Origin of the sequence: Flavobacterium frigidarium DSM 17623 (genome assembly GCF_000425505.1) — a bacterium.
Taxonomy (GTDB): Bacteria; Bacteroidota; Bacteroidia; order Flavobacteriales; family Flavobacteriaceae; genus Flavobacterium; species Flavobacterium frigidarium.
This window is the reverse complement of record NZ_AUDO01000008.1, coordinates 11,677-25,694: the sequence shown is the minus strand read 5'-3', so window position 1 is coordinate 25,694 and position 14,018 is coordinate 11,677. Positions and strand designations below refer to the sequence as shown.

Below are 14,018 nucleotides of genomic sequence, written 5' to 3'. Positions count from 1 at the left end.
TATACTTTAAATTTTCTTAATAATTATTTTTTTGCTATTACAGAAACAGCAATAGTATCTTTTACCGCAACAGTATCAGTAGTAGCACCTGCCGTAGCAGTAGCATCAGCTGGAGCAGCTTTAGACTCTTTAACTTGTTGTGCTAAAAGCGCTTGCTCAGCAACCCATTTTTTATAGTCTTCTGGAGTATCTACAACAATTTTCATTTGCATATTGTAGTGAGACGCACCACAAATTTTATTACAAAGTAGTAGATAATCAAAAGTATAAGGGTCTAATGCAGTACCACCTTTGGCAACAATATCGATACTCTTTTTAGCTCTAAGTTCATTAATATGAGATACTTTTTCAACCATATAAGGCAACTCTCTATATTCTGCTGTAGTGTAAACTGGTTCAAAAGCAAACTCAGTAACCATTCCAGGAACACAGTTCATCTGCGCTCTAAAATAAGGCATATACGCTGAGTGTAAAACATCTTGAGATCTCATTTTGAAATGAATTTTTCTACCTTTAGGAATATGTAATTCAGATACAACAATATCATCTTGAGCGTAAGGATCAGACATATCAACACCTAAAGTATTAATACCTTCAATATACCTAACATTTGCTTTACCTAAAACATTATCTTCTCCAGCATATCGAGCAGTCCATTTAAATTGCTGTGCATACAATTCGACAACAACAGTATCATCTTCATCATCGATAAACATAATGTTGGTCCAAGCGTATAATCCGTAAAGAATTAATCCAGCTAAAACTACTGCAGGAATAATACTCCATATTGCCTCTAATTTATTATTATCAGCAAAGTATAAAGCTTTTTGACCTTGTTTACCTCTATATTTAAAAGCAAAATAGTGTAATAAAACTTGTGTAATCGCTTGAACAGTGAATAAAAGAACCCATGAAATGTTCATTAGATTGTCAACCAATGCACCATGTGCAGAAGCAGGAGTGTGTAATACTAAACCACCCCAAGCAAACAATCCATATATCGAAAATATATAAATGAAAGCAAGAAAGCCAAACATTAAATATCCTTGAATATTATTATCATTATCAGTCGCTACTTCAGAACTATCTCTATTTGATCCAACTTGAGTTAAATCAAATATTTTTGTCAATTGCCATAATGCAACGGCTAATAAAACTAAAACTATAATTACCAACAAACTTGTCATCTGTTTATTTCTTTAAATATTAATAATGAAAATGCTTACTCTCTTCGATATAAGGATTTCTTTTTGGTAACAAAGGAGCTTTGGTTAATGCAGTGAAAACAACAAAAACAAATAAACCTAAGAAGAACAACACAGAAGCAATTTCTGGTATTCCGATGAACCATTTATCACCTACAGTTCCTGGCATGATCATATTAAAAAAGTCAATATAATGTCCTGCTAAGATAACAACTCCAGCCATAACAATCACCCAAGTAATTCTTTTAAAGTCAGTATTAACTAAAATTAACAATGGGAATACAAAGTTCATAACAACAGCTCCAAAGAATGGTAAGTTATACAGTTGAATTCTTGTTATGAAGTACGTAATTTCTTCAGGAATATTTGCATACCAAATCAACATGAATTGAGAGAACCATAAGTAAGTCCAGAAAATACTAATACCAAACATAAATTTAGCTAAATCATGGATATGACTTGTATTTACATATTCTAAGAAACCTCTAGATTTTAAGTAAACAGTAACCATTGCAATCATTGTGATACCACTTACAAAGAAACTTGCAAAAACATACCATCCAAATAATGTGCTGTACCAATGTGGGTCTATAGACATGATCCAGTCCCAAGACATAATAGATTCAGTTACAATAAAGAAAACTAAAAACATCGCAGAGATATTGAAATTTTTCTTGTAAAATAAATCATCATTAGCTTCATCTTGAGCCAAACAATTTTTAGCAGAATAGAATCTGTAAAGGTTCCAACCGATTAAGAAAATAGCAGCTCTTACAATCCAAAAAGGAAAGTTTAAGTACCCTGCCTTATTAGCAATTAACGGATCATGAGCAACAACCTCTGGATCTAACCAGATAAACAAGTGATTGAAGTGTAGACCACATAAAATTAAAATGATAAAGAATATCACAGATCCCCAAGGCAAATACGCTGTAATTCCCTGCATAACTCTAAACAAAACTGGAGACCAACCTGCCTGAGCAACTTGTTGAATAGCATAAAATGCTAAGACTCCCATTGAAAGAAGCATAAAGAAAATACAAGCAACATATAATGCTGCCCATGGCTTATTCTGTAATTCATGCAAAACGTGAGTTAAATGTTCCTCATGTTTTGCTGCTGCATCTGCCTCAGTAGCAGCATGACCAGCTGTTTGGACGTGTTCTCCCTCAGAAGAGTGCGCATCACCATGCGATGCACTCTCACCATGAGCACCGTGACTTTCTGCAGCTAAAAGAGTTTCCACTTCGTGAATGTCCTTTGGCGCGCTATAAAAACCAAATCCTATTCCTAATATACCTACGGCCATTAAGATGAAAGAAAGAGTCTTTAATTTACTTGAAAATGTATACATATCTATTACGATCAGTTTGTTCAACAATTATAATTGGCTTTTTAGTTTAAGGACATAGTCAGCAACTAACCAACGTTCATGTGCACTTAATTGATTTGCATGTGAACCCATTGAGTTTAAACCATAAGTCACAACAAAGAAAACGCTTCCTTCAGTAATTTCCCTATCAGCATAGCTAGGAACCCCTAAGAATTTTTCTCTTTCTACTAATTTTCCTTTTCCATTACCAGATGCTCCATGGCAGCTAATACAGTAAATATCAAATAACTCTTGTCCTTTACCATTATTTCTATCTAAAGAGTCTAATGGAGAAACAAGATCAATCTTTGATCTATTGTAATCTTCTGTAGTGTTAGCATATTCAAAAGTTTCAAAACCTCTGTTTATAGTACCATCTACTGGAAGTTGACCTTCTTTACCATTTTTAAATGCCTTTGATTCAGAATAGGTTTCATAACCTACAGACTCATACATATTAGGAAAGTACTGGTAATTTGGCGCTTTATTATTGTGGCATGATGCTATTAACATAGCAAAACCAAATAATAGTGTTATTTTATATACGGTTTTCATATCTAAATTAATTCTTTTCTATTACTTTAACTTCTACAGCTCCTGTATTTTGGAAAAAAGAAACTAACTCTTCTTCATTATTATTAATGGAAACTTCCATTAAGAAGTGGTCATCAGTAGTTCTAACATCCGGATTTTCTGCTTCTTTAAATGGCCAAATTCTACTTCTCATATAGAAAGTAAGAACCATTAAATGCGCTGCAAAAAATACAGTCATCTCAAACATAATTGGAACAAAAGCTGGCATGTTTTGAATGTAGCTAAAACTTGGCTTACCTCCAATATCTTGAGGCCAGTCTTGAATCATGATGAAATTCATCATTAAAGTTGCAAATGTAATACCAATACATCCGTAAATGAAGGCACAAATTGCAAGCCTAGAAGGTGCTAATCCCATTGCTTTATCCAATCCGTGAACCGGGAATGGTGTAAAAACCTCTTCAATATGATGATGAGCTGCTCTAGTTTTCTTAACCGCATCCATCAAAATATCATCGTCATTATAAATGGCGTATATTACTCTATTATTCATGATGTGTATCTTTATTTGCTTCTCTTTCTCTCTTGTAATTATCTCCAGTTCCCTTCAAAATAGTTTTTACCTCTGCTTGAGCAATCACTGGGAATGTTCTAGAATATAATAAAAACAACACAAAGAAGAAACCTATTGTTCCAATGAATATACCAATATCTACAAATGTAGGTGAGAACATTGTCCAAGAAGATGGTAAATAATCTCTATGTAATGAAGTAACAATAATTACAAATCTTTCAAACCACATCCCTATGTTTACTACAATCGAAATAACGAAAGAGAACATAATACTAGTTCTTAATTTTTTAGACCACATAAATTGTGGAGAAAACACATTACAAGTCATCATTGACCAGTAAGCCCACCAGTAAGGACCTGTAGCTCTATTTAAGAAGGCATATTGCTCATATTCAACTCCAGAATACCAAGCAATAAATAACTCAGTAATGTAAGCAACACCTACGATAGATCCTGTAATCATAATTACGATATTCATCAATTCAATATGCTGTAAAGTGATATAGGCCTCAAGATTAGAAACTTTTCTCATGATAATCAATAGCGTATTTACCATTGCAAATCCTGAAAAAACCGCTCCTGCAACAAAGTATGGAGGGAAAATCGTAGTATGCCATCCAGGAATAACGGATGTAGCAAAGTCCATCGATACAATCGTGTGTACAGACAGTACCAAAGGAGTAGCTAAACCAGCTAACACTAAAGATACTTCTTCAAAACGCTGCCAGTCCTTAGCTCTACCACTCCATCCAAAACTAAGGATAGAATAAATTCTTTTATTAAAAGGAGTAATCGCTCTATCTCTAAGCATAGCAAAATCAGGAAGTAAACCAGTCCACCAGAAAACTAGCGACACAGATAAATACGTTGAAATTGCAAATACATCCCATAGTAAAGGTGAGTTAAAATTCACCCATAATGATCCAAATTGATTTGGTATAGGAAGTACCCAGTAAGCAAGCCATGGACGACCCATGTGAATGATTGGGAATAAACCCGCTTGAATAACTGAGAAAATTGTCATCGCTTCAGCAGAACGGTTAATTGCCATTCTCCATCGTTGACGGAATAATAATAGAACGGCGGAAATTAATGTTCCTGCGTGACCAATACCAACCCACCAAACGAAGTTAGTGATATCCCAGGCCCATCCAACAGTTTTATTTAATCCCCATGTTCCAATACCTGTAGATACAGTGTAAATAATACAACCTATTCCCCAAAGGAAAGCAGCTAGTGCGATTGAAAATACAATCCACCAATGTTTATTAGCTTTACCTTCAACAGGTGCAGCAATATCTACTGTTACGTCGTGATAAGATTTATCACCTATAACTAAAGGTTTTCTAATGGTTGCTTCGTAGTGAGACGACATAATCCTTTATCTTGTTTCTTAATTAATATTTTTTTTTACTAGGTATTTCTAACTTTAACATGATAAATCACATTAGGTTTTGTTCCAACATGCTCTAACAAATGATACATTCTATCATCCGCAGCTAATTTTGTAACTTTACTTTGATTATCATTAACATCTCCAAAGACCATTGCTCCAGTAGAACAAGCATTTGAACATGCAGTTTGAAATTCTCCATCAACAATTGATCTTCCTTCTCTTTTTGCATTTAGAATAGTCGCTTGTGTCATTTGAATACACATTGAACATTTCTCCATAACTCCACGAGAACGAACGTTAACATCAGGATTCAATACCATACGACCTAAATCATCATTCATATGATAATCAAATTCGCTGTTTTTATTGTATAAGAACCAGTTGAAACGACGTACTTTATAAGGACAGTTGTTTGCACAGTAACGTGTACCAACACATCTATTATACGCCATATGGTTTTGACCTTGACGACTATGTGATGTTGCAGCAACAGGACAAACAGTCTCACAAGGAGCATGATTACAATGTTGACACATTACTGGTTGAAATGAAACTTGAGGATTATCTCCTGCTTTTTCCATCTCGTTAAAAGTAGACAAAGAACTAGACAATCCAGCTATATTATCCTTTCTTTCGTTATCCTCAGCAAAAGTACTTTCAGAAGAGTAGTATCTATCAATACGCAACCAGTGCATATCACGACTTCTTCTAACTTCAGACTTACCTACTACAGGAACGTTATTTTCAGCATGACAAGCAATTACACAAGCCCCACATCCAGTACACGCGTTCAAGTCAATTGATAAGTTAAAGTGATGTCCTACTGAACGATCAAACGAATCCCATAAATCAACAGTTGTACCGGCAACTTCTTCATGGTTTAAAGATACCATAGGAACTTCATTCCAAACTTTAGCATCCTTAGTATTGAAGATCTCCAAAGTAGTTTCTTTGATAATATCTCCTCTACCCATCAAGGTTTTTTGTCCTTGAACAGAAGCAAACTCATGCTCACCTGAAGCTTTTTCCAAAGTAACAGCTTGCAATTCATTAAATCCTTTATATAGAGAGTAAGCATTTACACCTACCATCATTTCTTCTTTCATAGCCGCTTTACGACCGTAACCCAGAGACAAACCAATAGTTCCAACAGCTTGACCTGGTTGAACAATAACTGGAACATTCTCTAATTTAAGACCTCCAGCAGTTGTCAAGTTGGCATAACTTCCGTTTAAACCACCATTAGCAACAATCTCATTACTTAATCCTAGCTCTTTTGCATCAGCATTAGAAACAGTTACATAATTATCCCATGACACTCTAGTAATAGGGTCTGGAAACTCTTGCAACCATGGATTATTAGCTTGTTGACCATCACCCATTCCTGTTTTAGTATACAATACTAATTCAAAACCTTTACTAGGCTTAGATTGAGCTAAGGAAGCAGCAGCTCCAGAGAAATCTGCACTTCCACCTGATAAACCAGCTGATTCCGAAACAACGATACCATCATGTAGCACTTTATTCCAAGTTGTACCAGCCATCACCGAAGCAGAAGCTCCTTTTAAATAATCATAATAAGAACCTGCAGTACCATTTAAAGACATCAAAACTTCTTGAAATTGTTTTGTATCGAATAATGGACGTATTGTTGGTTGCGTTAAACTATAAGATCCTTTTGTTAAACTTAAATCTCCCCACGACTCTAAATAATGAGGAACAGCTGCAGCAATAGTAGTTAATGAAGCCGTCTCATCTTCCTTTGTAGAAAATGCTACCGAAGTCTTAACTTTCTTAAGTCCATCTACAAACATAGCAGAATCAGCTAAAGTATAAACTGGATTAACACCACTCATTAACAAAGTATGAACGCTACCCGCCTTCATATCTTGTAACAATTGAGCTACTTTCTCATTCGAACCTTTTCTGATTTGTCTAACTCCTGCAGTACTGTAAGCACTACTTGACAATGCTTGGTTAATAGCTAAAACTAATAACTGAGCATTTTTATCTTGAATACCAGAGACTAAAACACCGTTTGCACCAGCAGCCTTCAACTGTTGACCAGCCTTAGTAACATCAGTTTTAAACTTAGCATCTAAACTTACAGGAACAGAGGCTCCAGTAACGATATTGTATATTTGAACTAAAGCTTGCTTTTGATTTGCTACAGTCATAGCTAATCGCTTATCAGCAGCAGCTCCAGATAATGTCATGTTAGCCTCTAATTGAAAGTGACGTGACATTTTTCCATTTTGTGGAATTCTACCTTTAGCATACCCTGAATCATATCCACCACCTTGCCAGTCTCCTAAGAAATCAGCACCAATAGACACAATTAAAGAAGCTTTTGAAAAATCATAATCAACTAAAGCTCTTTCTCCGTAAACTGATTCAAAAGCATCTAAAGCTTCTGAAGAAGATACCGCATCGTAAACCACATGCTTAGCAGATGGATTAAGAGAAATAAACTCACTAATCAATTTTTCAGTAGATGGACTAGCTAATGTATTTGTTAACAACACTACTTGACCTCCAGTTGACTTAGCTTCAGCTAAACTAGTTTTGATCTTTGCATCGACTGCTGACCATGAACTATCTTTTCCGTCAATCATGGGTTGCTTCAAACGCATGTTATCATATAGTGATAAAATTGACGCGTGAATTCTAGCGTTTGCTGCAAATTTAGCTCCTGCAATAGTATTATTATCTATTTTAATAGGACGTCCTTCGCGTGTTTTAACAAGAAGATTTGCAAAATCAAAACCATCAAATACAGAAGTAGCATAATAATCAGCTACTCCAGGAATGATTTGTTCTGGTTGTAATACATAAGGTATCGACTTGTTAACAGGACCTTCGCATGCTGCTAAGGTAGCTGCCGCAGTACTAAACCCTACGTACTTTAAAAAATCACGACGTGAAGTTGAAGAAGATGACATCGCATCATCGTTTCCTAAGAATTCATCAGTAGGAATTGCTTCAACAAATTCGTTATTTCTAAGCGCCTCAACAATAGAACCATTTTCAAGTTCCTCAACACTTTTCCAGTATTTTTTGTTTGATGACATTGTATATAAATATTAAAATCTTAATAATTTGATTAATAGTGGCATTTACCACATTCTAAACCTCCCATTTGCGCTGCAGTCAATTTGTCTACACCGTATTTCTTAGAAAGCTCTTCATGAATTTTAGTATAATAGTCGTTTCCTTCCATTTTTACTTCAGTTTTTCTGTGGCAATTAATACACCACCCCATTGTTAATGGAGCAAACTGTTTTTGAATTTCGTACGTTTCAACTGGACCGTGACAAGTTTGACATTCAATTCCAGCAACAGTTACGTGTTGTGAGTGATTGAAATACACAAAGTCAGGCAAATTATGTATACGAACCCATTTTACAGGTTGTGTTTTCCCAGTGTAAGACTGTGTAGCTTTATCCCAACCTACTGCAGTATATAACTTTTGAATTTGCTCATCATAGAATGCTTTGCTGTACTCAGGAGTAGCAGTTGTCTCAGCAACTTCCGCAATATTTTTATGACAGTTCATACAAACATTTAATGAAGGTATACCTGCATTTTTACTAACTCTAGCAGCAGAGTGACAATACTTACAATTAATCTCATTATCACCAGCGTGAATCTTGTGAGAATAATGAATTGGCTGTATTGGCTCGTAATTTTGATCCACACCTACCTGCATCAAGAAACCGTATACAAAATACGCACTAGCTAACAACAAGAAAATTGCAGTTACTAATACTAAGAATTGATTCTTTGCAAATGCTTTCCAAATTGGAGTTGTTGGCGTTTTGGGAGCAACCTGAATACCGTTTACTTTTGCAACCTTAGTCAATACACTATTCACTAAAAACAACATAACAACTAACATCAACATCACAAGCGCCAAAGCACCCAATATAATATTATTTGAAACTCCACTATCATCTCCATTAGAAGCACCAGCAGCAGCTTGTCCAGGGACAGCAGCTGGAGCAGCAGCTTTCTCTTCAGAAGTATACGCAATGATATTATCAATATCTCCTTCTGACAATTGAGGAAAAGCAGTCATTACAGACTTATTGTATTCCTCATAAATTTTGACAGCAGCAGCGTCTCCTGATTTTATTAACGCAGAACTATTATGAATCCATTTATAAAGCCAAGCTTTATCATGTCTTCCCGCCACTCCCCTTAGAGCAGGTCCAGTCGCCTTAGCATCCAACTTATGACACGCAGCACAGTTTGAATTAAAAAGCTCTTTTCCTTTTACAGGATCAGCGCCTTGTGCAGCTGCAGGAGCCTCAGTTGCAGCTGCAGGAGCAGCATCTTGTGCAAATGAAGTAAAGGAAATTGCAAGCATTAATGTAACACCTAACAGTAGTTTCCTTGAGATCGAATTATGGTTACCCACCTTTTTCATAAAATATAATGATTATCTACTAAAAATTGAAACAGTTTTCTATCTAAAAATTCGCAAACAGAACGTCCCTTTATTTTAAACTTCGACAAAAATACGACTTATGAACTATTCTCAAAACCTTAAAATAGTCTTAAATTCAATTTATATTAATTCTAAATAATAAATTGCTTTTACGTTCTTCAATTAAATAGTACTTTTGCTTAAAAACCATCATGTTATGAGAAACAGATCGATAAAACAAGGCCTATTTTTAACTTTTCTAATTTGTCTAACGGCGAATTCTTTAATGGCTCAGGACCAAAATCTTAACGTAAGACAAGATGCTAAGTTCCAGCAACTGCTAAGCGAAAGAAGAAAAATTAGTAGCTCAGCAACTGTCAATGAAAGATATAAAATACAAATATTTAGTGGAGATAGTGAGAAAGCAAAAAGCGAATTATATATTTGTAAACAACAATTTAGAGAACTAGACGGAACTATCGTTTTTAATACTCCAAATTATAAAGTGTGGATAGGAAATTTTAGAACAAGGATTGAAGCAGAACGAAATTTAGTAGAATTAAGAAAATCATATTCAAATGCTTTTTTAATCAAACCGCAAAAATAATCTCGCATTTTTAAACACACAAAGAGCCACTTCAGTCCAGAAGTGGCTCTTTTACTTATTAGAGGTGCCCTCCGTAAACTCCGGTCGGGCTATTCAATACAAGTCCGCGCCCTTCCTTCGTCAGGCTGTGGGCTTTCCATTACTATCCCTCACCCACTTCCTACTAGCCACCAACTACTTTCAAATTAAAAGTGTTAATCACTTTTAGTGACTTAAACTAGCAATAATATTAGAGCCAATTCCTTTTCTAACAAAATCAAAAAAAAAATTTACCTCAATAAATCAAGACTTTTTCACTAGTCACAAATAATAACTTAGATCAACCAAGAATTTAAGATTAATGCATGCCACACATTAAGAAATCATATCACGACACTTCTTACATTAACTAATGCATTAAATCCAAGAGCACCAAATTTCAAGCAAGCTATCATTATAAGAAGTATAATTTTTAGTAAAACACAGGCTAATTAATAGAGTTGATTTTTACAACAGAATTCACTAAAATCTACTAGATTATTGTAAAGATACATTGGAACAACTTACTAAATTGGAAGGATACACTACTTTTTTTTAGACCAAAATAACATTGCTAATAATAGATAGAATTTCAAGCTAAATCACACACACTGTCACATGATGACTAATCAAAAACACCAACCTAAAATCTCCCCATATTAGCACTTAAAATATTCATAACACATATAGTTGTCAAATACGCAAAACGCTATTGAAAATCGGTTATAAGTTGCCTTAATATCGTTTTAAACTACAAATTATATTTCAAAATCTACAAGCCTACAACACTCTACTAAAAACACGATTTTACTTCGCTAGAGACATGCTGTAAAAGATATATATTATCACATCCAAAAACATTTTTAAACAAAAAAAAATCCCGACGAATCGGGATTTTAAAATATATTGGAACTGAATTTTATTTCAATTTCTTTTTAATAGCTACCTCATGGTATGATTCAATAACATCTCTTTCTTCAATATCATTGTATCCTTTAATTTGAATACCACAATCGTACCCTTTTGCAACTTCTTTCACATCGTCTTTGAAACGTTTCAACGCTACTAATTCACCACCGTGAACTACAACACCGTCTCTAATAACTCTGATTTTGGCATTACGAGTAATTTTACCGTCCATAACCATACAACCTGCAATTGATCCAACTTTAGAGATTTTAAATATTTCTCTAATTTCAGCAGTACCCAGAATTTCTTCTTTCATTTCAGGAGCTAACATTCCTTCCATTGCATCTTTCAAGTCATCGATTGCTGCGTAGATAATAGAGTAGTAACGGATATCGATTTCTTCCTTATCAGCTAATTGTCTCGCATTTCCTGCAGGACGAACATTAAATCCGATAATGATTGCATCCGAAGCAGAAGCCAACATAACGTCAGTTTCAGTAATCGCTCCAACACCTTTATGAATAATATTGATTTGGATTTCTTCAGTTGATAATTTAGAGAACGAATCAGATAATGCTTCTACTGAACCATCAACATCTCCTTTAAGAATCACATTCAATTCCTTAAATTGACCAAGAGCGATACGACGGCCAATTTCATCAAGTGTAATATGACGTTGTGTACGTACTGATTGCTCACGCATCAATTGAGAACGTTTAGCAGCAATTTGTTTTGCTTCTTTTTCGTCTTCAAAGATATTGAACTTATCACCTGCAGTTGCTGCTCCATCAAGACCTAAAACAGATACTGGTGTAGAAGGACCTGCTTGCTCAACAGAATTTCCTCTTTCATCATGCATTGCTTTGATCTTACCGTGGTGTTTACCAGCAAGCATATAATCTCCAATTTTTAAAGTACCATGCTGTACTAAGATTGTAGATACGTATCCTTTACCTTTATCAAGGAAAGCCTCAACAACAGTCCCTTGAGCTGCTTTATCTGGATTAGATTTTAGATCTAAAACTTCAGCTTCAAGCAACACTTTTTCTAATAATTCTTTAACTCCTGTACCAATTTTAGCAGAGATATCATGAGATTGGAATTTTCCACCCCAGTCTTCTACAAGTAAATTCATACTTGCTAATCTCTCTTTAATTTTCTCAGGATTTGCATTTGGCTTATCTACCTTATTAATAGCAAAGATAATTGGCACACCTGCTGCTTGCGCATGGCTAATTGCCTCTTTAGTCTGTGGCATGATATCATCATCTGCAGCAATTACAATAATCGCAATATCGGTAACTTGAGCTCCACGAGCACGCATTGCCGTAAAGGCTTCGTGACCAGGTGTATCAAGGAACGCAATTTTTTGACCGTTATCTAATGTTACTCCGTAGGCACCAATATGCTGTGTAATTCCTCCAGATTCTCCTGCAATAACATTTTCTTTACGAATGTAATCTAGTAACGATGTTTTACCGTGATCGACGTGACCCATTACAGTTACAATTGGCGCTCTGAAAACTAAGTCTTCTTCTTTATCTTCTACAACTGCAATTGCTTCTTCAATATCTACAGTAATGAATTCAACTTCATAACCGAATTCGTCAGCAACGATAGTCAATGTTTCAGCATCTAAACGCTGGTTCATCGTAACCATGATTCCAAGTGACATACAAGTTCCAATAACTTTAGTAATTGGTACATCCATCATGATAGCAATTTCACCTACAGTAACAAACTCAGTAACCTTAATAGTTTTACTTCCTTCGTCAATAGCTCTTTGCTCCTCATCAGATTTTTGACGGTGCGTATCTCTTTTGTCTCTTCTATATTTCGCCGCTTTAGATTTACCACCTTTTTTACCTTGTAGTTTTTCTAATGTCTCACGAATTTGGTTTTTAACCTCTTCTTCTGTAGGCTCTACTTTTGCAACAATAGCAGGTCTGTTTCCTTTTACGAATCCAGGTCTTGAACTTCTGTTTGCATTGTATCCACCACCACCAGTGTTAGGAGTTATTTTATTAGGATTTGGCGCTCCCGGAACTCCTGGAGGTCTTGGTGTACCCGGTTTAGGAGCAATCCTTTTTCTTTTATTTTTATTAGCGCTATTCGCTCCAGCAGCACCAGGCTTGTTTGGAGTTATTTTTGGTTCTTCTTTTTTCTTCTTAGGTTTATTAAACTGAGACAAGTCAATTGTTTGACCCGTTAGTTTAGTACCTGATAGTTTTTGATATTGCGTTGCAATAGCTTCTTCTGCAGGAGTACCTTCTGCCTTAGGCGCAGCATCCGTTTTTTCAGAGGTTGTTGCTTTAGGAGCAGCCTCAGCTTTTGGAGCGGCATCAGTTTTTGACACAGCTACTGTTTCAGCAGCAGCACTCTTGGTCGCTTCTTTTACTGGAGCAACTTTAGCAGCCTCTGGCTTGTCATCCTTCTTAGCTTCTTTAACATCAACAGCAGGCTTTATTTCTTTTTTATCAGAAACAAGTTTTTCCTGAGCTGGCGTCTTAGGAGCTGGAGTTTCAGCGGGAACAGCTGGTTTAGGTGCCTCTGTAGCTTTTTCAGCAGTTGCTTTAGATGGAGAAGCTTTTTTAGGATTCAAATCAATTTTACCAACTTGAACAGGACCTGTCACCGTAGCTCTCGCTTTGATCACCTCTTGTTGTTGCCTCAATATTTCATCATCTTGCTTGCGTTTATCCTCTATTTCTTTTTCTCGCTCAACACGCAATGCTTCTTTTTCCTTTCTCTTTTCTTCACCTACTTCCTTAGAAGCTTCCTTTTTCCCTCTGTCACCTGCAAATTGACCGCATAGAACATTGTATACATCATTAGAAATTTTTGTGTTTGGATTTGCTTCAATAGCAATCCCCTTATCTTTTAGATAATCCACAGCTCTTTCCAAAGAAATATTCAATTCCCTTAAAACTTTGTTTATTCTAATAATTCTCTCTTCAGACATAAAACCTTTTTA

9 protein-coding genes are annotated in these 14,018 nt (G+C 35.5%); 1 reads left to right on the top strand and 8 read right to left on the bottom strand.

Annotation, left to right across the window (positions count from 1 at the left end; genetic code table 11):
• Window positions 1-23 precede the first annotated feature (23 nt).
• Genes H603_RS0105150 through H603_RS0105120 form a run of 7 tightly spaced genes read right to left on the bottom strand, consistent with a single transcriptional unit; the run spans window position 24 to window position 9,510 of the window.
• Window positions 24-1,187 (bottom strand): cytochrome c oxidase subunit II, encoded by a 1,164-nt coding sequence (locus tag H603_RS0105150; RefSeq protein ID WP_026707566.1) that lies wholly within the window; start codon window positions 1,185-1,187, stop codon window positions 24-26.
• Window positions 1,188-1,206: 19 nt separating this feature from the next.
• A complete protein-coding gene (locus tag H603_RS0105145) occupies window positions 1,207-2,559 on the bottom strand; it encodes a cation-translocating P-type ATPase (RefSeq protein ID WP_026707565.1) in 1,353 nt (450 codons plus the stop codon).
• 27 nt (window positions 2,560-2,586) lie between these two features.
• Window positions 2,587-3,132 (bottom strand): c-type cytochrome, encoded by a 546-nt coding sequence (locus H603_RS0105140; RefSeq protein ID WP_026707564.1) that lies wholly within the window; start codon window positions 3,130-3,132, stop codon window positions 2,587-2,589.
• Between the two features lie 7 nt (window positions 3,133-3,139).
• A complete protein-coding gene (locus H603_RS0105135) occupies window positions 3,140-3,664 on the bottom strand; it encodes a DUF3341 domain-containing protein (RefSeq protein ID WP_026707563.1) in 525 nt (174 codons plus the stop codon).
• Window positions 3,657-5,060, bottom strand: coding sequence for an NrfD/PsrC family molybdoenzyme membrane anchor subunit (gene nrfD, locus H603_RS0105130; RefSeq protein ID WP_026707562.1), 1,404 nt, complete (start codon window positions 5,058-5,060; stop codon window positions 3,657-3,659). Before nrfD ends, H603_RS0105135 begins: the two co-directional genes overlap by 8 nt.
• 38 nt (window positions 5,061-5,098) lie before the next feature.
• Window positions 5,099-8,152, bottom strand: a complete 3,054-nt coding sequence (locus H603_RS0105125; protein WP_026707561.1) for a TAT-variant-translocated molybdopterin oxidoreductase — start codon at window positions 8,150-8,152, stop codon at window positions 5,099-5,101.
• A gap of 32 nt (window positions 8,153-8,184) precedes the next feature.
• Window positions 8,185-9,510, bottom strand: coding sequence for a c-type cytochrome (locus H603_RS0105120; protein WP_026707560.1), 1,326 nt, complete (start codon window positions 9,508-9,510; stop codon window positions 8,185-8,187).
• 217 nt (window positions 9,511-9,727) lie between these two features.
• Between H603_RS0105120 and H603_RS0105115 the strand changes: the two genes are divergently transcribed.
• The gene (locus H603_RS0105115; protein ID WP_026707559.1) at window positions 9,728-10,117 is read left to right on the top strand and encodes an SPOR domain-containing protein; all 390 of its coding nucleotides are present in this window, start codon (window positions 9,728-9,730) and stop codon (window positions 10,115-10,117) included.
• A gap of 937 nt (window positions 10,118-11,054) precedes the next feature.
• Here H603_RS0105115 and infB read toward each other — a convergent pair.
• Window positions 11,055-14,006 (bottom strand): translation initiation factor IF-2, encoded by a 2,952-nt coding sequence (gene infB / locus H603_RS0105110; RefSeq protein ID WP_026707558.1) that lies wholly within the window; start codon window positions 14,004-14,006, stop codon window positions 11,055-11,057.
• Window positions 14,007-14,018 lie beyond the last annotated feature (12 nt).

Coding starts and splice junctions, on each gene's coding strand:
- H603_RS0105150 (WP_026707566.1), bottom strand. CDS start 1,187: ATGACAAGTTTGTTGGTAATTATAGTTTTAGTTTTATTAGCCGTTGCA.
- H603_RS0105145 (WP_026707565.1), bottom strand. CDS start 2,559: ATGTATACATTTTCAAGTAAATTAAAGACTCTTTCTTTCATCTTAATG.
- H603_RS0105140 (WP_026707564.1), bottom strand. CDS start 3,132: ATGAAAACCGTATATAAAATAACACTATTATTTGGTTTTGCTATGTTA.
- H603_RS0105135 (WP_026707563.1), bottom strand. CDS start 3,664: ATGAATAATAGAGTAATATACGCCATTTATAATGACGATGATATTTTG.
- nrfD (WP_026707562.1), bottom strand. CDS start 5,060: ATGTCGTCTCACTACGAAGCAACCATTAGAAAACCTTTAGTTATAGGT.
- H603_RS0105125 (WP_026707561.1), bottom strand. CDS start 8,152: ATGTCATCAAACAAAAAATACTGGAAAAGTGTTGAGGAACTTGAAAAT.
- H603_RS0105120 (WP_026707560.1), bottom strand. CDS start 9,510: ATGAAAAAGGTGGGTAACCATAATTCGATCTCAAGGAAACTACTGTTA.
- H603_RS0105115 (WP_026707559.1), top strand. CDS start 9,728: ATGAGAAACAGATCGATAAAACAAGGCCTATTTTTAACTTTTCTAATT.
- infB (WP_026707558.1), bottom strand. CDS start 14,006: ATGTCTGAAGAGAGAATTATTAGAATAAACAAAGTTTTAAGGGAATTG.